Annotated in this window: 11 protein-coding genes; 4 read left to right on the top strand and 7 right to left on the bottom strand. The window is 32.6% G+C overall.

Going from position 1 to position 17,050, the window contains the following annotated elements; all coding sequences use genetic code 11:
* Window positions 1-75: 75 nt before the first annotated feature.
* The 4 genes from BIV18_RS05450 to BIV18_RS05435 form a co-directional block, all read right to left on the bottom strand.
* The gene (locus BIV18_RS05450; protein ID WP_075659647.1) at window positions 76-825 is read right to left on the bottom strand and encodes an IclR family transcriptional regulator; all 750 of its coding nucleotides are present in this window, start codon (window positions 823-825) and stop codon (window positions 76-78) included.
* Between the two features lie 139 nt (window positions 826-964).
* Entirely contained in the window at window positions 965-1,486 is a 522-nt protein-coding gene (locus BIV18_RS05445; RefSeq protein WP_075659646.1) for a hypothetical protein, read from the bottom strand.
* Window positions 1,455-2,522, bottom strand: a complete 1,068-nt coding sequence (locus BIV18_RS05440; protein WP_075659645.1) for an NAD(P)-dependent oxidoreductase — start codon at window positions 2,520-2,522, stop codon at window positions 1,455-1,457. Before BIV18_RS05440 ends, BIV18_RS05445 begins: the two co-directional genes overlap by 32 nt.
* 8 nt (window positions 2,523-2,530) lie before the next feature.
* On the bottom strand, window positions 2,531-3,886 hold the full coding sequence (locus tag BIV18_RS05435) for a sodium/glutamate symporter (RefSeq protein WP_075659644.1): 1,356 nt from the start codon (window positions 3,884-3,886) through the stop codon (window positions 2,531-2,533).
* 201 nt (window positions 3,887-4,087) lie between these two features.
* On the opposite strand from BIV18_RS05435, the gene BIV18_RS10955 reads away from it, so the two are divergent.
* The gene (locus tag BIV18_RS10955) at window positions 4,088-4,333 is read left to right on the top strand and encodes a helix-turn-helix domain-containing protein (RefSeq protein ID WP_235860795.1); all 246 of its coding nucleotides are present in this window, start codon (window positions 4,088-4,090) and stop codon (window positions 4,331-4,333) included.
* Window positions 4,334-4,750: 417 nt separating this feature from the next.
* On the opposite strand, the gene BIV18_RS05425 is transcribed toward BIV18_RS10955, so the two are convergent.
* A complete protein-coding gene (locus tag BIV18_RS05425) occupies window positions 4,751-5,470 on the bottom strand; it encodes a CPBP family intramembrane glutamic endopeptidase (RefSeq protein WP_075659643.1) in 720 nt (239 codons plus the stop codon).
* A gap of 437 nt (window positions 5,471-5,907) precedes the next feature.
* On the opposite strand from BIV18_RS05425, the gene BIV18_RS05420 reads away from it, so the two are divergent.
* Window positions 5,908-6,735, top strand: a complete 828-nt coding sequence (locus BIV18_RS05420; RefSeq protein ID WP_075659642.1) for a PrsW family intramembrane metalloprotease — start codon at window positions 5,908-5,910, stop codon at window positions 6,733-6,735.
* 220 nt (window positions 6,736-6,955) lie between these two features.
* Here the strand turns inward: BIV18_RS05420 and BIV18_RS05415 are convergent, their stop codons facing one another.
* Complete coding sequence (locus tag BIV18_RS05415) at window positions 6,956-14,911, bottom strand: S-layer homology domain-containing protein (protein ID WP_075659641.1); 7,956 nt, start codon at window positions 14,909-14,911, stop codon at window positions 6,956-6,958.
* 381 nt (window positions 14,912-15,292) lie between these two features.
* Between BIV18_RS05415 and BIV18_RS05410 the strand changes: the two genes are divergently transcribed.
* Window positions 15,293-15,568, top strand: a complete 276-nt coding sequence (locus tag BIV18_RS05410; protein WP_075659640.1) for an autorepressor SdpR family transcription factor — start codon at window positions 15,293-15,295, stop codon at window positions 15,566-15,568.
* Window positions 15,558-16,199 (top strand): SdpI family protein, encoded by a 642-nt coding sequence (locus BIV18_RS05405; RefSeq protein WP_075659639.1) that lies wholly within the window; start codon window positions 15,558-15,560, stop codon window positions 16,197-16,199. Before BIV18_RS05410 ends, BIV18_RS05405 begins: the two co-directional genes overlap by 11 nt.
* A gap of 49 nt (window positions 16,200-16,248) precedes the next feature.
* Here the strand turns inward: BIV18_RS05405 and BIV18_RS05400 are convergent, their stop codons facing one another.
* Window positions 16,249-17,043, bottom strand: coding sequence for a carbon-nitrogen hydrolase family protein (locus BIV18_RS05400; protein WP_075659638.1), 795 nt, complete (start codon window positions 17,041-17,043; stop codon window positions 16,249-16,251).
* Between the last annotated feature and the right edge of the window lie 7 nt (window positions 17,044-17,050).

Below are 17,050 nucleotides of genomic sequence, written 5' to 3'. Positions count from 1 at the left end.
ATTAATCTCTTTAAAAGATTGACCACTTTCAAAACAAATAAAAAAGTTGTGCCAAATTTAAATGACACAACTTTATTAAACCTCTGAATGTCCCAAGTTTTTTGAAAACTCAATGCCGCAGTTTTTAACAGCTTCTATATATTCTCTCTTTGTCTCTTCCGTAACCCTTTCCTTTGGAATTACTACACCAATTGCTCCCACTAAAACATCTTTATAATTAAAAACAGGAGCACCAATTCCTATTGCACCTTCAATGTATTCTGAGTCGGATACGGAAATTTTTTTGCTCCTTATTTCCATTAAATCTTTTCGTAGCTCTTCCTTATCAACTGGCGAATCTAAATAATTTGAAAGATCCTTTTTCAAATAATAGTTGATGTAATCATCAGGTTGAAAAGCGAGAATTGTCTTTCTAATTGCACCCTTGTGAAGATCAATTTCAATTCCAAAATTTTCAACGATTTTCAACGTATGTTTGCCTTCTGATTTTGACAGCATAAGTCCCTTGTCTCCAGATTTTATAACAAAAAAGGAATCTTCCATTGTTATTTCGGATAAATTTTCTAATACAGATTTTCCCACATCCTGTGGATCTAGTTTTGAGGATGCCTTTATACCAAGAGGTATAAGGGATGGTCCAAGTCCATAAAGGTGTGTCCTTTCGTCCTTAGAAACATAGCCGATTTCTATTAGAGTAGATAAAATTCTATGAGCTGTGCTAGGCGGTATATTTAAAATTTCAGATATTTCTGCAATAGTAAGCTCTCGATTTTCATTTTTTAACACATCTAAAACATTGGCAGCCTTAACTAAACTTTGAATCATTTTTTCACCTTCCAAATAAAATTATACCATATTATGGAAAGTATTTCATTAAAAGAAAAATAGAGCTAGTAATGTGGAGTAAAGTATAAATTTTTGTTAAATAAAATAAGTCAGACATATAATCTGACTTAAAATCATATCAAGAAAGGGTAAAACTTGATTTAACATAATTTACAAGAGTTATCTTGTTTTTATATTTGTCTATTATAATAAAGTCCCATCCCTTAAGATCCTTAATGTAATAGTTATTGCTATTCAATCTTCTATTAAAAAATAATAAAGTTGTAATAGAATCCTTTGGAAGGTCATTTTTTAAAAATGATTGTAAATTGAGATGGGACAATATTAACATAAAATTTTTGTCTTTTTTAAATGCATCTAAATCTTTGTTATCAAAATCAAGAGAATCATAAATTTTTTTATCCTTTACATTATATTCAAAGATGTTTATTTCATCCGATACATTAGGAAGATAAAAAGTTTTTTTGCTTTCCAAAGTTAAGGATTCTTTATCTTTCAAATTTAAAACTTTATAAATATAATTATTTTGAAGGTAGGAATCTATTGGCAATAAAACAAAATTTAGTAATGCAATTAAAACTATAAATAAAATAACTTTATTTCGATCTTTAATAATAAGGCAATTGTTCTTTAAATCCATTTTTATTATTTAGATACCAATACTTCAAATGTTCTATAGCTTCATGAGCTTTAGATTTGGCAGCTAAATCAGAATTGAAACCTTGATGGGCTTGTACATAAAAATTTTCCTTTAAAGAAAGGGAATCCTTTATAATTTTTTTAGCAGCAGAAACATCAATATCCCTAGAAATATTTTGATTTCGTAGATCTTTTGTAAGTTCAGATTCATGGCTGAACACATCCAAGCCTAAACCCAATATTTTATTTTCATTGTATAATTTTAAAAGAACATTTTCAGGGGCAATTTCTCCTCTAGTAACATTGATAAAAATAAAATTCTTTTTATTTTTTCTCAAATATTCTTCGTTAAAATAATTTACATTGTAAAATTTTGAATTTTTTATTTTAGTTAAATTCATTACATTAACTATAATATCAGAGTTTACAATGGCATCTTCTTTGCTTATAAAGTTAAAATCCTTATATTTTTCTTGAAGTTTTAAATCCTCACTTCTAATATCAACGGCTTGCATGTTAAAACCTACAGCTTCAAAATACTCATATACTTTAGAGCCAATTTTGCCAACTCCATAAACTGTTACAGTTCTGTCCTTACTAATTTCCATGAAGGAATTAGTTTTATTTCTTTCAAAAGATGCAGTGTTTTTAACATATTCATTTAATAAACCGCAAGTACATAATCCAAATTTTAGTGCAGTTTGTGCAACAGCATTAACGCAATATTCTCGAAGAGATGCGATATTTAATTTATCTTGGTATTCTTCGAGATGATCATATCCAGCACTTCTTGTAATTACATTGTTTTTATTCTTACTGTTTATATAATTATCAGGTAAAATTGAATGAGTCTTTATAGTTATTATTTTAGGCAGTTCAATATTATTTTCTGATAAATATTCCTGTACCGTTAAAGGAGTTATTAATGATTTAAAATCCTTTGGTAAAATGTTTTCTTTAATTAAATTATTTGTTTCTATTTCCAAATAGTCAGCTTCTTTTCCTAAAGCTTCAAAATGTATAATATCGTAATTCATAGCACACCTCACTTATGTTGATTTCCTTGCATTTTTCCTGGTGTCCACCATTTAAGCACGAGAGCTATAACTGTGAGCACAATAAAGCCAGCCCACATTACAAGTGTTGTGTACAATGGATATTTGCCGCCAAAACTTATAAAAAGAGGAGGCAGAACTTGCAAAGCAATAGCTATTGGACGATTTAATAGATCTGTAAGACCAGTATCTTCTAGACCTCTTGACTTTTGGTCTGGATCGACAACCCTATTTAATAAAACCCCTGTAGCAACAACACCATTGGATCTTCCAAAATTTAGTATTCCTCTCTCAAACCAGTTTTTAGATGAAGAATATTTACTTACCCACAAGAACCATAAGATGTTTAATACAAAGCCAAATATAAAAGTAATAGTAAGCGGAGCTAAATTTGATTTAATTACCCCAAGATTTAATGAAGAAACAGCGGATACAACTAATAAATCCGTTGATGACCCACTAATTCTTTGCATAGTAGCTCTATCTACATATTCTTGAGTATTTGTAATTTTGATAAATCCTTGAACTAGATAACCAGCAGCAAGAGCTAGTACAAATACTGGAATTGACAGCCAATCAATTTTACTTTGTATGAATTTAGAAGCAACTCTTCCTAAATAAGCAGCAAATAAGGCAATGGATAAGTGAAACACAAGTGAATCCAATGACATATTAGAAATAGTGAGATTTCCAGAAGATTTTTGCTTATCTCTTGGAATAACGCCTCGCTTTATTTCGTCAGGAAGTTCTTTAGGAGAATCAACAAAGTTTGTATATTTTTTTCTTGTTCCCCAATTAATTAAAATCATTCCTACAACGATACCACCAACAAGCCCGACAGTTGCAGAAGTATTTCCTAAATCCAAAAATTCAGGATATCCCATATCCTTATACATAGCTCCTAGAGCTGCCGCAGTTCCATGACCACCATAAAATCCTGTGGCAAGTACTAGACCAAAGGAATCGTGAAGATCCCAAAATTTGTTTAAAACACCTAGAGCTAAAGCCATTCCAGCTGCATATTGAAGCATTAAAATGCCTGTATTTTGATAAAAGAATCCCCCAACTCCCTTTAAGTCCTCCTTTGTAAAAGAATCATCACCTATAGGAGTACAAGCAAATACAATTGCAATAAGTACACCAGAATATTTTGACAATTGATCAGAAAAAGGCAAAATATTAAATCCACTTGGACCTAGAGCAAGTCCTATGAACCCACCAATTAAAGATGCGGGCATAAGTAAACTTTGAAATAATTTTACCTTAGCTCTTAAAAATTGACCCAATATCATTAACAATCCAAGTAATGCTGTGTCTTGTAATAAATCCCATAATGTAAATTCCATAAATTCACCTCATAAATGGAATTATCCGGATAATTATTTTTTCTTTAATTAGATAAAGAATAGAATTCTATAAAACTATTATAAGGTGTCGAAATGGAACTTGTCAAGGGCGAAATCAAAAATAGTCGTCTATTTGGCACATTAAATAAAATAACAATGCCCTTGTGATATATTTTAATTAATCTTTGAATAGGTGATTTTATGACATTTGGAGAAAATATTAAGAATTTAAGAATAAAGAATAATCTTACACAAAAGGAATTAGCTGAAAAGTTAAATTTATCGAGGCCGACAATTGGAAGATATGAATCGGATGAAAGATTTCCAGACAGAGAAACAATAATTGATCTTGCAGAGTTATTTGATGTTTCAATAGACGAGATGTTTGGAAGAGAAAATTATATAAATAAAAAGGTCTTTAAAGAAGAAGAAAAATTTTTAAGGTAAATAAAGTAAATAAAATTGATAAAATACTTTGTAAAAAAGAAATAGATGAGGAATATTTAAATGACGAAGAATTTCTTGAGGATCTTATTGAATTTGGATACAAGGCAGCGATAAAAATAAAATTATATAAAGAAATTAATAAAAAATAGTTTGAATTTGTTTATGAGCCACAGTAAATGTGGTTTTTTTAATTTTATAAGTTTTAAAATTAAAGGCGACACAAGTATAAAATATCAGATAAGTGCAACAAAAATAAACTCATAGTTAATTAATTATATTGATATGTAAGTTATTAAACAAAACATAATAAGTAGGGAATTTAAAATTAGGGCAAAGGGGAAGGCATTCTACTCTAGTTTTGTGTGATCTAATATTCGACTACGAAAAAAGTAGTGAAAACTCACTACTTTTTAGAAGCTAAATATAAAATTGTTTACTTGCCTTCATTAATTTTATAATTATTAAAAGTGAAACAATTATCTCACCTACATTTATACCTATAAGGAGTAAAGGTAAAAAGGATATATCTGCAAGGCTTTCGCTCAACAATATATAGTCCCAAAGGGAATGGAATATTATTGGAAAAATAATATTTTTTGTATCTAAATACATTGCTGCCAAAAATACACCCATAATAAAGGTGGATAGCATTTGATTTGTTACTTCAGAAAAAGGCAAACCTCCTAATATATTTAATATATGCAGCAAAGAGAAAAAAAAGGAGGATATTAAAATTGCCAATACTGGATGAATTTTTCGCACTAATCCGCCTAATACTATGCCTCTAAACATCCCTTCTTCTGCTATGCCAATGAGGGCAGTGTCAACAATGAGAATAAAGAAAGCTAAATTAAGACTAAAACTCTTTATTATTGAATAAACTCCAAAACCAGCTACAGGGACAAATATAAGGGCAGAGAGAAGATAACTTGGGCTTTTGCTCTTTGATAAAACTAATTGATCTTTATTTTTTAATCCATAATATAAGACCAATAGGGACAATAATATCATAAAGGGCAAGAATTTTTCACTAAAATTAGATGAATCATAGGGTGTATTTAAAAAATGCTTACAAACAAATAAGCCCAATGCCATTAGGACATAGTATAGGGATAAAATAGTATAATTTTTCTTCATTAGACCTCCGAGTTATTTTATATTTTATAATGGCGAAAAATATATTATGTGAGTATACACTTAATATATAAAATAAAATTTACAAGTAAACTTGTTCTTAATTTAAGCACGCCATATTTTCCATAAAAATTATACTAAAAATAAAATTAGCTTTCAATATATTTGCGGCGCTTGCCTTGGAGCATTGCATATTTGACACATTATTTTCATAACAAAAATATTGACTTTTTACATATACAATGTTATTTTTATAACATAAAAAGTTAGAGAAGATGCAAATTTTTAATGCCAAACTTTTAAATTCGTAAATATACTTATGATTTGCGATTTTAGGGTTTGACATTTTTAGCTATTATTCTTCCTAATTTTTAAATATATTTTAAATCAGATTACATTTTATTATGCAGTTTTTACATTTTAAAAATTGGGAGGATTACATGAAAAAATTTATTAATATTTATGGACGCAATCTTTTGATTATTATAACCCTGGCTTTAGTATTTATAGGATTTAATGATTACTTTGTTCAATTTGCAGAAAAGGACAAGTCGCAGGCATTATTTCCCATATTTCTCATTGCCGCAAGCACAGTGTTCCTATATGCCATACCTGTTGCCCTATTTATATATTATTTAGTAAAAAGATTTAATGTTTCGGGCAAAGTCGTGCTACTAAGTCTTATATTTGGATTTACAATACCCTTGTATTTAGCAAGTCAAGGCAATTCACTAATTTCATTATTGCTATTTTCACTTAATGTTCCAAAGGAAATACTCAGCAAATGGGGAGCAGCTATGACAGCACCCTTTACAGAAGAAATAGCAAAGGGAATAGTTGTCCTTTTGACATACTTTTTCTGCAAAAAGATTTCTTTAAAAGATGCTTTTATATCGGGGATGATTTCCGGCTTTGGCTTTCAAGTTTTAGAGGACTTCGCATATATTTTTCAAAGCACCTTTGGCGAAACCAATACGGGTTTTTCAATAGCCTTTGAAAGAGTGTCCAATGCACTGGGCAGTCATATGGATTTTGCAATAGTCTTTGGAGTTGGACTTATAGCTCTTTTGAAAAAAGAAACTTCTATTCCAAAATCTAAGGCATTATTTTTCATAATAGCACCTATTGTACTACATTTCGCTTGGAATTCTCCACTTGAAGGAGATTGGGTAACGCCTTTGTTTGGAAGCATAAATCTATGCCTTGCCTATTATGTATTTACCTTTGTGGACTCTTTAGATGAAGGGGATAAAATAGTTCAAGTTTAGTATTGAATTAAAAACTGTCTTGTAATTGTATTTGATTGTAAAATTGGAGGTTTAGCCTCCTTTTTTTATACAAAAATATATTTTATAAAGTCTAATTATATTTTCTCATTAAAACAAGTGGATAAATTTTCTATGACAATAGTAGAGTCTATCCTTGTGAAAATTAACATAAAAAAAGAAATCGGACTTTTCCGATTTCCTTTTTGTCTTAATTATTGAATTAGTTTGCTATTTTGTTCCATCTTTCTACGCCATGATCGTCTTTTTCATAGTAGTGAGTATTTGTAGCTTCATAAATATCATAGTATGCCCAATGAGAAGTACTTAAATCTTTGAACTTTCTTAATTCAAAGGACTTTTCATCTACAAAGGCTCTATCAGCCTGTCTATTAAACATTCTATTTACTATTGATACTGCTTCTGCTCTCGTGATAGGTGCATCAGGTTTAAATGTTCCATCTGAATATCCAGTGATCCAACCTTGTGCCTTAACTTGTGATATTACATCTCTTGCCCAGTGATTTGAAGGTACGTCTACAAAGCTTTCTGTTGCAAGTTTTTTGTCATTTATATATTTTGATGCAATAGCAGCAAACTCAGCTCTTGTAATGCTATTATTAGGTTTAAATGTTCCATCTGGATATCCCTTTATGATGTCCTTAGAAGTCAATTTCATTATACTTTCTGTAAACCAATCACCTTGTTTTACATCGCTAAACTTGTCCACAAAGGATCCTTGAGTATTTTTTTCTGCCAACCTTGTAAATATAGCAGCCACTTCTGCCCTCGTGATTTCTCCATCAGGTCTAACTGTGCCATCTGGATAGCCAGAGATATATGCCTCATGTCTTTCTACCCTTGGTTCAACTTTAGAAACTTCAACCTTTGGAGCAATTGGTGTCAAAGGAGCAAAAGTCCTTTGAGTAGGCTCGTGCCAAGTTGGACGCCATGGAGTATAAGGTTCAGATGGATAGTAAGGTTCATCTGGATAACTAGGCTCAGGCTCATGAGGCTTGATTGGGTCTTTAACTAAAATTCTAACATAAACTTTATCACTAGTTCCATCTGGATAAGTTACATCCACTCTTACAAAAAATCTTCCAGCTTGATTTCCATTAGGAATTGTCGTTTCATCAGAAATTTCAAATTTTACCGCACTTCTGTCGCCCTTATATCCTACTAATTCAATGCTATTTGCTATTTCTTCTGGAGTAGTATTTTCTCCATAATTTTTTGTAATCATGCTAGCTTTTGCATCGTATTTTATATTGTCGAATTTTACAACTTTCCATGTTCCTGCAAAAGTAACATCAGATTGTACATCTTCTTGTTCATAAGCAGGTTCCCAACCTAAGAAAGTATATGTCGCAAAGTCAGTTTTTTCTTCAGTATTTGCTACTGGAGTTGTGGGAACTTCTGCATTTTGTGACTTGTAAATTTCCTTGCCCTCTGGTGGAGTCTGTGTGAAATCAGCAGGTCTTTCAATTTCTGTAACGCCATCTTCATCTACGAATTTGTATTCATATCTTACAAGCACCTTTTCATTTGAAATAAATTTCCAAGTACCGATAAAATGCACTTCGCCCGCTTGTTCGGAAGATTTTGTAAAGCCGGCAAACTTCCATACTCCTGGTACGTCATCTACTGTATCAGGATACTCGCCGATATAATTTGGCATATCAAGAGTTTCATCTTCATATTTTTCTATGCTATCTACTAAGTCGGCACTTATTGCTTCAGGTTTTAAAACTTCTTCCTCGCCATTTTTAAATACATAGTCGAAAACATAATTTACTTTTCCTCTTGGGACAAATTCCCAAGTTCCTGTAAAGACATTCTTAGCCTTATCTTTATCAATAGACAAGCTTTCCGGTCTCCAGCTTACAAATCTCCAAACTCCTTGGTCGTTTGGATCGGTAATTTTTACTTCGCTAAACTTGTATTGAGGTGTAAATTCTTCTCCAATATTCTTTTCAATATTTTGAGGTTTTTGTTCTATTACTCCTTGAGGTAAAGGTCTATCATCTTGAGAGATAAATTCAAAGCTTACTTCGCTCATTGTTTCATCCCATTGTGCATAGGCAATTTCATTCTTTGTGATTTTAAACTCAGCGCCCGGTTGATAAACCACATCTCCAATTTTCCAACCGACAAATCTTGCCTTTGGCTTATTTAAATTTCCTTCATTGGCAATTCTTATAGTTTGATTAATATCGGCATCGGTTTTAACGGGAACATCTCCGCTTACACCTTGAGGATTGTCTTTATCTGCAACATAAGTTAGTGTTACTTTGTCAGTCTTAAAGGTTGCCACATAGGTTTTGTCGCCGGTTATTTCACTATCCATATCTAAAGTTTCACGCCAAGTGTCGAAAACATAATTTGGATTTGGCGTATACTTAGGAACTGTTACTCCACTTCCTAATTTAACCCCTTCATTAGGATTTACATAGTACTTAGTTGTTCCAGAAAGAGTTCCGTTGCCGTCAGTAATAAATAGAACTGTAACATAGCCCTTAGGTTTATCCGTCGATTCATCAGCTGTATAAACATCCTTTAGTTTATTAAAGATATGTTTTATCTTCATTCCTTCAGCAAAGGGACCTGTCATAGAGCCTTCCCATGTTCCCTTTTCATAGCCAATAGCGGGTTCAAATCCAAGTCCTTCCGCCTTATTAGTTAAATCGACATCTGCATTAGGATTTACATAGTACTTAGTAGTTCCGGAAAGTTTTCCATTGCCGTCAGTAATAAATTCAACTGTAACATAGCCCTTAGGTTTTTCTCCTTCAGCAGGAAGAATTGGGTCGATGTCGTCATATGTTGCAGTGATTGTAACTTCTTTTCCGTCACTTATATTCATAGTTAGAGGTTTATCCCAAGACTTGAATTTCTTTCCAGTTTTTTCTATTACTTCTGTTTGAGGAATAGTAACATCAACCTTTGGTTTTACCCAATAAGTTGTAGGAGCGCCCTCTTTGAAGTTTCCTCCTTCACCGGAATCTAAAGTTACCTTTATATAGCCCGGTTTTTCTTCTGTTAAGACATTTTCTAGTTCATTGTATCTTGCGGTGATTACCTCTCCACCACTGTATAAGACTGAGTAATTTATGATTTCTGTCCAACCCACAAATTCATAACCAGTTTTAGCATCTATATTTGGTTTAAAATCGTAAAGCTTTACGGGAACAGTCGGATTTACATATACATTTTTAATTGTATCTGCGGAATCCTTAATGCTTCCCTTATCCGTAGTGTCAAAGACAACTTTCACATATCCCTTAGGAATTTTGTTTAGATTGCCACTTTCATCTTTTTCAGGGATTACATTTTTAAGAGGAGTGTAGTCGGCAGTTACATAAATTGTCCCTTCGCTTCCGTCGATCTTTTCACCGGCTTCTTTGTCCCAGCCATCAAACTTATATCCGGTGAAAGCAATTACATCTGTGTCGACAAATTTGCTTAAAATATCTCCCAAAGTTTTATTCTTCTTAGGATTTACATAAAAGACCGTGTTTAAATCATCTTTAATATATCCGTCGTCTCCATTATTTAATATAACTTCAACATAACCCTCAGGTTTTGAATTTGTACTTCCGTCATCTGTTTTTTCTGGAATTATATCATCATAAGCCTTGAATCTTCCCTTTATGATAGTATCTGCACTAAAAGTAGTTTGATTTATAGGAGGATCCCAAGAGTCAAAGTAATATCCGACTTCCACATCTAACTTAGGTCCTTTTAGAGTTACCATTCTATTAGGGTCGACATATACTGTACTTTCCCCTACAATACTTCCGCCTTCGCCTTCTATTTCAAAAGTTATCTTGCTATAACCATCAACAGGAGTAGTTGAAATTGCACCCGTAGGAGAAAACACAGCTTTTATATCAGTGTCTACTTTATATTGTTGATTATGAGTAACATCTCTGTCCCACGCAGAAAATTCATAGCCCGTATTGGGATTTATTTCACTCTCTGTTGGCGGAGTAAGTGTTACATATTTATTTGGGTTTACATAGTAGGATTTTTCAACAACTGCACCATTTTCACCTGAAATAAATTTTACAGTTACATAACCCTCTGGGCTACTTACGCCGTCTTTTACTTCAATCACATCTTCTAATTCCACTGCCTTAGCTTTTACCACGATGTCAGTGTTTATTGGTGTAGCATCATCCTTATCCCAACCATTAAAGGCATATCCGATTTCTGGCTTTTGAGTAGGCTTAATAATACTTGCATCTCCAAGAGTTATTCCAGCATCCTTTTTAATATAGTAGGACTTGACATCGGAAAGATTTATCCCCTTTGTTCCTTCAAAAGTCAATCTCACATATCTGTCATCAGGTCTTCCCATTGGATCGCTCGGGTCGTAGGGGATTATAGTTTTAACATCAGCATAACTTGCCTTAATTGTCAAAGGCTCTTTTACTTCAAAGTTATCTTCAGGAAGGGTATTCCATTTGTCAAAGGATTTTGTGCCGTCTTTGTAAGCTGCACTAGGAATAGAAAGCCCTTCATATTTTGTCCTTTTCCAATTTGTGCCCTTATAAACATTGTAAACTTTTGTAGTCTTATCTGTTCCATTTAACTTACCATCTTCTGTGGCATCAAAAATTACCCTTGTGTAGTAATTAGGGACTTCCTCATTAGGATCTGTAACTTCTTCCACAATTGGAACTACCTTTATTTTTGCAGTTACAGTGCCAGTCTTGCCACTTGGATAGTGGATTGTTACGTTAACAGTCTTTTCTCCAGTTGTTGAAGTGTCTACTGGTTCAAAGGAGAATCTTGCTCCCGCCTTTTCCAATTCTTCATAATTAGTCAATAAATCTTTTGCAGTAGGAGTAGAACCCTTTGGCACAATTTTTTCATTTCCACTTGATTTTAAAACAAATTTAGCAGTAAATATATGGTCTTCTCTTATAGGCGTGTTGTCATTTAAAAATCTTTCGTCATTCCATTCATCAAATTCATAATTTCCGGAATCATCGGCAAAGGCATTGACCTTTGGAAGCTTTTTAAATTCAAGTCCGTCAATTACATCGTATATAATCTCCTTCACACCTTGATCTTTATCGCCTAATGAAATATTTCCGCCTTCATCCGCCCTAAAGATTACTCTGTGATATCCATCAGGAGTTACGACTTCCTTTGATTTTCTCTTTAACACACGAATGTCTTCGTATTTAAAGCTTACGCTATCTTTATTTGTAATAACATCGCCATCTCCATAGCCCTTAATATTAGTTAGCTCGCCCTTTTCATTCAATTCAAATGAAAGTTCGACATTAGGAGCTGATGTCAATTTATAGCCCGGTATATTTCTATAAGACACTGCATCATAATCCTTTTTGCCATTTTCAATTTTTTCCGGTGGGACTATATTTTTATCATTTTGGTCGATGTAGTTGATATTGTACTGTCTTGTTCTAAAAGGCCTATAATGGAAATCAAATTTATTATTTTCAGGATTTCTATCTATTATTTTAGTTTGATAATATTCATTATTTGGCATATCATCTCTTAAAAGCCAATCTTCTCCTGTAAATTGAGCCATAGCTGCTGCATATTCGCCTATTGTCAAGTTTTCAAGTTTAATTTTTTGCTTCTTATCTAAAATTTCATTGCCCTGAAGGTCGTAGAAATGATGATAACTAGTAGCATAGGTTCTATTTGTAGCGACCCACATTGCCTTTAGATAAATATCTTCAGCTACTGGATTATCTTCTGCATACCTTATTGGCACATGATATTTGTCAAAATAGCTTGTATCTATTGTAGTACTTCCGCTGCCGTCAAGTATTAACTGACCCTTTTCATCCCTTTTAAAAAGCACTAATTCCCAGCCGGCAAAAGTAGAACCTTCTTTAGTCGGTTTACTTTGAAGACTTATCTTTGCTCCATTGTTTACCGTTTCAATTACCTTTTCGCTAGATCCATTTAATTTTCCGCCATTTGGATCCAAAGTAACCTTCCACTTAATATCTTTTTCAGCCCAGTGGTCGTATAGATCGTACTTGTAGTTTGGCATAGTCTGTGCGGAGTCCTTTACCAAATTTTGACCTACGGGGTCTAATGCCCAGCCCTTAAATTCATAGGTATCTGGAATGCCTTGAGGTCTTTTCGGCACATATTTTGTGTCTAGGTCTAAATCCCTTAGCGGTTTGTCATAAGGAACTTGCATTGTAGTCGCATTGCCCTTTGTTGGACGTAGTATCAAATCATATTTATTTCTTTTATATTCTAATTTTAAATATCCATTACTATTTGCTCTTTGGCCGCCAAGCATGTCTACATATTGAACTTGCCCATCAGGTCTTCCGTTATTTATAGTTTCCCAAAAAGAATCATTTTTTTCGTATTTTATTTGTCTTTTTTTAGGATAAGCTTCTTTAAAACCCTTAAGTTCAGGAAGTGAGAACTCATAGCCGGCATAATTAGTGTCGGACTTCCAATAATACATTGAAGAATCGAGTTTAGAAACTCCATCAAAATCCTCTTTGAAAAAATCCACATGTAAAGGATGATTGTTTCTAACTGGTGCTTGGGCAATCCCTAAACTTATCTGCCTTGGTCCAATTTTAACGCCGGTTCTACTTAAAAAGCTATTTCCCTCTTGATTTACAGCATTTATAAAATCAGAAGCTGAAAGCCTATAAGGCGGCGTATCTCTAAATATATAATTACCATAATTTATAAGCCAGCCTTGACCGGAATTGTTTCTCGTCCAGCCCTCTATTTCACTGTCCCTTGGCCATGCAGCCGCCAATGATTGATTGAAGCGAGCCTTTATTGTATATGGATTGGTTTTCGCATCATATTTTACTCCGTTTTTAGTGATGATGGGGTGAAAAGTGCCTTTCGCCATTTCAAATACAAGCTCATAGACTTCTCTATCATAGTAGATACTAAATGCAGTCTTTCCTGTAGATGAAATTAGCTTTTGATTTCCATCTTCACCTGCATTTTTTTCTTTTATTAAGTTTTCATTTCTATGATAGTATTTTGCAAGTTCAGTTGGATTACTAGTAATGGTTTCATCAATATCTGGGAACTTTATTCCATCTGGAGTTACTTTTGAAAGGTCAGGAGATGTGCCGACTTCTCCCTTTGAAATCTTCTTGCTGCCAACATAGTCGTATCTTTCTTTAAAAGGTGCAGAAGGGTCATAGTCCGATTTTTCAGTATAGAAAAGAATTGTATAATCTGCTTCTGTATCTTCCTTCCAAATAGCTTTAAATTCTAAATCTTCTGAAGGCATTTTAAGATTTTCTATATCTTCATTCCTTATGCGCTCTCCCTTTTTAACTGTACTTCCGTCATTTTTTAAAAGATCGCGATTTGCAATCCAATGTAAAAAAGTAGCACCCTCTTTTTTTGGTTCAATTACATTTGGAATATTTTGCTCATAATATAATTTCTTTGCTCTTATTTTAGTAGCGCCTTCAGATGTGTTGTAGGTAACAGTATTGGCATCTCTTAAATATCTAAATACAACTTGAAAGTCTTTAGTACTTTCAGGCACTTGAACATGTAAGCTTGAAAACTCTGGAGAAAATCCGGGAGTTTCACTTTTTTGCAATGCATAAAAAGTGAATTTAGTTCCAACTTTAGCATAACTTATTGTTTCCTTTTTCTTTTCAAAGACTTCCGGATCTGTTAAAGATTGAAAAAGATGAACTATCTTTACTTCTGTTTCCTTTGGTGTATATACATATCCCTTTGTATAATCTTTAAAATTAGCCACCTCTGCCCTTGAAAAAGTATATCTCGGAGTTGGCGCAGTATATCCATCTATGATTGGAAGGTCCACAGTTTTATCTATGTCCATTTTTCCATTTTTAAATACAGATACTATATAAGGTTGAAATTTAGGAATTTTAAAACCATTTGCATCAATGTAATAGTCCACTTGTAATGTGTATTTTTCATCCACAGGCGGATCTGCTATTTGATTATTTGCCTCATCTTTATTTGTAGGGTCTTTGTCAAATTCCTTGACCTCTACATCTTCGTTGTTAATATAATGTACTTTGTCATTTTTTATATTGTCGTAATCATCTATTTTAAAATTAGGTTCGCCTGAATATGCAAAGATATTCGCAGGAAAACTTGTCAATAAGATAAGTAGCGCCATAAAAAATGCCAAACATCTCCTATTTAATTTCATAAATACCTCCCTTTAATTTTAATGTCTGAGCATTATTATAATATAGAGACATCCTTTTTAAAATATCTTTTATTATATTATATAATGATCTAAATACATTTATTATATCATCTAAGATTCAAAAAGTTTACTAGTTTAATTAAGATTATGCAAAAAAATTTTTGTATCTAAGCCAAATTTTATTAGATTTGTAAATTAAAGTTGCAAGATGTAATAAGAACTAGAATAATCAGGGAAAATTAATCTAATTCAATTTTTTAATCCCTTTCAAGGTCTTTCTATAAAAGCATTTTGAAAAAAACAAAATTGACTTTTATGAAAATTTCTATATAATAAAATTAAGTATTTAGATAGATATCAAAATATTTAAGAAGGTGAATTATGTTTTCTAATACTTTTAAAGCCCTATCCGACCCTGTTAGACTTGAGATTTTAAATATGCTCAGGAAAAATGGCAGGATGAATGCAGGGGAAATCGCCGATAATTTTGATTTGACAAAGGCAACAATTTCTCATCACCTAAAGATCTTAAGAGAGCAGGATTTGATTTACGAAACTAAAGAAAAAAATTTTATTTATTATGAGCTAAACACTTCGGTTTTTGAAGAAATTTTGACATGGATTGTGAAATTTAAAGGAGGTCAAGATGAAAAATAAGTTTAGATTTAGAGAAAGCAGCATTTATTCCATAATTGCATCAATTATTATTTTAATATTTTTTAGTGCAGTTTTTTATAACAAAATGCCAAGAGAACTTCCTACTCACTGGAATTTTAACAATGAAGTAGATGCCTATGGCTCAAAATTTGAGGCTATGATAGGAGTTCCTTTGTTTTTAGTTGCCATGAATATTTTCCTTTGCTTTATGCTGGACAATGATCCAAAAAATAGGTTGCAAAATAATTTACTTATGACTATTACTAAGATGACCTTTCCCCTTATGATGATTGTAATCTATGTAATAACAGTTTTATATGGACTAGGTAGGGAAGTAAACACTAGCATTATAATTTCTCTAGCAATTGGAATTTTGTTTGTAGTCATTGGAAATTACATGCCAAAGGTAAAGAGAAATTACACCATGGGAATTAAGCTTCCTTGGACTTTAAATAGCGACGAAAATTGGAGGAGAACTCATAGAATTGGCGGAATTTCATTTATTATGATGGGATTAACTTTTTTTGCCTATCCCTTTATTAAAAGTGAGGCTTTAATTTTTGGTGTTGTGATTTTTGCCATAGCCATACCTACAATTTATTCCTTTTATCTCTACACTAGGGGAATTTAAAAAGTTAAAATAAAAAAATAAAAAAGGGACTATCACAATGTGGTAGTCCTTATAGTTTTCTATTTTTTCTTGAGACTTCTAGGGGAAGTTTTTCTCTTTCTCTTTTTACTTTTTCATTTTCTAATTTTACTATAGCAAGATTTTTTTCTTCGCCAAGGTCTGCGATTATTTCGCCACTTGGTGATACGCATAGGGAATGTGCGTAGGCATTTTTGGAAAGTTTGGCATCTCTTGCTATGGCAGGAGAAACTATATAGCATTGAGTGTCTACTGCACGAGCTCTATTTAAAAGGTGAAAGTGAACTTCGCCCGTCTTTTTCATAAAAGTCGATGGCACAAAAATTACTTCAGCACCGTAGTTGCGAAAACTTTGGAAGAGCTCGGGAAATCTTAAATCAAAACAAATTGCAAGGCCAAAGATGCCATATTCTGTTTCAAAAACGCCTAGAGATTTGCCGCCAGAAATTGTGTCAGACTCCTTGTAGCCTTCGATGTCAAAGAGATTTATCTTTGAATATCTGTAAATTTCCTTGCCCTCTTTGTCGAAGACATAGGATCTATTGTAAATTTTTTCGCCAGATTTAATGGGGATTGAGCCTCCAATTAAATAGACTTCATTTTTCCTTGCCACTTCACTCATTTTTTTGTAAGTCTTTCCAAAATCTTCTTCGGCAAATTTTGTGAAGTAAGAATTTTGGTAGGGGCAGTTCCACATTTCTGGAAGGCATATTACATCGGCACCTTTATTTTTTGCGCAAGATATATATTCTTCCATTGTCTTTAAGTTTTTTTCTTTGTCGCCAGTGGCAGGCAACTGAATTATTCCAACATTAAAATCTTTCATAATAACC

Origin of the sequence: Peptoniphilus grossensis (assembly GCF_001940285.1) — a bacterium.
GTDB classification, from domain to species: Bacteria; Bacillota; Clostridia; order Tissierellales; family Peptoniphilaceae; genus Peptoniphilus_A; species Peptoniphilus_A faecalis.
Note: the sequence above shows the minus strand (reverse complement) of the source record. Positions and strands in the feature narration are given on the sequence as shown.

Excerpts from the sequence above, each read along its gene's own strand:
- BIV18_RS05400 (WP_075659638.1), bottom strand. The coding sequence starts at position 17,043 with ATGAAAGATTTTAATGTTGGAATAATTCAGTTGCCTGCCACTGGCGAC.
- BIV18_RS05420 (WP_075659642.1), top strand. The coding sequence starts at position 5,908 with ATGAAAAAATTTATTAATATTTATGGACGCAATCTTTTGATTATTATA.
- BIV18_RS05405 (WP_075659639.1), top strand. The coding sequence starts at position 15,558 with ATGAAAAATAAGTTTAGATTTAGAGAAAGCAGCATTTATTCCATAATT.
- BIV18_RS05410 (WP_075659640.1), top strand. The coding sequence starts at position 15,293 with ATGTTTTCTAATACTTTTAAAGCCCTATCCGACCCTGTTAGACTTGAG.
- BIV18_RS05440 (WP_075659645.1), bottom strand. The coding sequence starts at position 2,522 with ATGAATTACGATATTATACATTTTGAAGCTTTAGGAAAAGAAGCTGAC.
- BIV18_RS05435 (WP_075659644.1), bottom strand. The coding sequence starts at position 3,886 with ATGGAATTTACATTATGGGATTTATTACAAGACACAGCATTACTTGGA.
- BIV18_RS05415 (WP_075659641.1), bottom strand. The coding sequence starts at position 14,911 with ATGAAATTAAATAGGAGATGTTTGGCATTTTTTATGGCGCTACTTATC.
- BIV18_RS10955 (WP_235860795.1), top strand. The coding sequence starts at position 4,088 with ATGACATTTGGAGAAAATATTAAGAATTTAAGAATAAAGAATAATCTT.
- BIV18_RS05450 (WP_075659647.1), bottom strand. The coding sequence starts at position 825 with ATGATTCAAAGTTTAGTTAAGGCTGCCAATGTTTTAGATGTGTTAAAA.
- BIV18_RS05445 (WP_075659646.1), bottom strand. The coding sequence starts at position 1,486 with ATGGATTTAAAGAACAATTGCCTTATTATTAAAGATCGAAATAAAGTT.
- BIV18_RS05425 (WP_075659643.1), bottom strand. The coding sequence starts at position 5,470 with ATGAAGAAAAATTATACTATTTTATCCCTATACTATGTCCTAATGGCA.